Source organism: Methanoregula sp., from assembly GCF_002835825.1.
In the GTDB taxonomy this organism is placed as follows: Archaea; Halobacteriota; Methanomicrobia; order Methanomicrobiales; family Methanospirillaceae; genus Methanoregula.
The window spans coordinates 1-1,619 of record NZ_PIZH01000456.1 but is presented as its reverse complement, the minus strand read 5'-3'; the positions used below and the strand labels follow the sequence as shown (position 1 = coordinate 1,619).

2 protein-coding genes are annotated in these 1,619 nt (G+C 53.8%); both read left to right on the top strand.

All coding sequences use genetic code 11. The features are described from left to right. The first annotated feature begins 227 nt into the window (after positions 1-227). Positions 228-824, top strand: coding sequence for a hypothetical protein (locus CW742_RS12240; protein ID WP_292420764.1), 597 nt, complete (start codon positions 228-230; stop codon positions 822-824). A 194-nt stretch (positions 825-1,018) separates the two neighbouring features. Beyond that, positions 1,019-1,576, top strand: a complete 558-nt coding sequence (locus tag CW742_RS12235; protein WP_292420762.1) for a hypothetical protein — start codon at positions 1,019-1,021, stop codon at positions 1,574-1,576. Positions 1,577-1,619 lie beyond the last annotated feature (43 nt).

Below are 1,619 nucleotides of genomic sequence, written 5' to 3'. Positions count from 1 at the left end.
CTGCTATGGCGCGGGGGATACCGGGCTGCTTACCGTGATCTTTGAACAGCCCCTGCCAGTCCACCTCGATGGCGTGATGTCAAGGAAGAAGGACTTCCTTCCCTGGCTTGGGGAGAAGCTTCGCACCTGTGCAAAGGAATGATCTCTTCCGGAATGGCGGCAGTATCGGCCTGTTGTGCTGAAACCAATCGTTTTTATTAACTTTAAATTTATATTTTTTTATGTTTATGGATCCAATCTCGCTTCTCCTCCTCGTGCTCTTCATTCTCTTTGCTATTGCGGGACCGTGGCTGGCGCTTTCGGGTATGCGAAAGCTGGCAAATCCGGTCCCGGTGTTTCTTCCGGTTCTTGGTGCAGTCGTTGTCCTGATCATCACCTTCTGGCTCTCGTTCAGCGGAATATTGTACGGTGTCGATGTCCTTGTCGGGACCCTGTCCATCTTTTCCATCATGTTCCTTCTCGTAACCCTGGCAGTTGTCATCCCGTACTGCTGGTTCTGGAAACCCGGTAGGAAACGGGAAAAATGGTTTACTCTCTCCCTTCTTGCCTTCATCGGAAACTTCATGACCTATTTTACTATCCTGGACGGCGTGAGGCCGGACCGTCCGCTGCCCTTTTTCGGTTCGCGGTTTCCCGGTTCAGGAGACCTGCTCGACCTGATCGTATCCGGGTCCGGACTCGGTGAGGCGGTTTATACGGTCCACTCCCCCTTTTACATTGTCCTGATGATGACAGCGCTCTGGCTTGACGTCCTTTTCCTCTCTACTGTGTACCTTGGGCTGCTCAGTGTGCTTCCGGCTCCCGCAGCAGGGCAGAACGAATAACCTGGTCTTACCCGTGCAGGTATCCCCAAGCTTCTCCATTTACCGTAGTATCCCGAATGTATTTGCTCCTCATTGTCGTGAATTTGGTACCGGGAATTCCTGAAGGATGAAATGCTGGTGTGGTGAAAAAATGGGTGCATTTTTCATCTTTCAGAGAGAAATAGTCCAGCCGCAACAAAGGAAGTTGGGAAGCTATGACACTGAAGACTCTTGCACTCATGCTGGTCATCGCGGGTATGCTGATCGCCGCCGGCTGTTCAGCCCCGGCGGCTCCTCCCGGTGCAACCGGCACACCGGATACCGGAAAAGTCCTACCCATGTCGGGAAACATTACCCTCGGGTCCGGGAACAAGACGATCAATACCTATATCCACAGCATTGAACTCGATGCAAAATCTGAGAACGAGACCGGCCGGACCGTGACGATCTATGTTGCTGCCGAGAATACCGGGAAAGAACCGGTTATGTTTGTCTGGTTCTCAAAGCTGACGGACGCAAACGGGAACACCTACGGCGGGATCAACGTCTCCCACAAGGGAAGCGGCGCCCGCACGGCCTGGATCCAGCCGGGCTACACCGAAGCCGCTCGCGACTTCATCGACCAGTTGACAAACCAGGACCTGGGTATCCTCTCGAAGGGTGCGGTGCTGGATGTGTACTTCTTCGAGAAGTCCGGGCCCGACGGCACTATCGAGGCAGAACCGGTGTATCATGTTGCCTGGACCATTGATCCGGGTGCAGTCCTCGGGTGATCCTGCAGGGGTATGCAGGATCTTCAGTATCACGGGGTAAAAG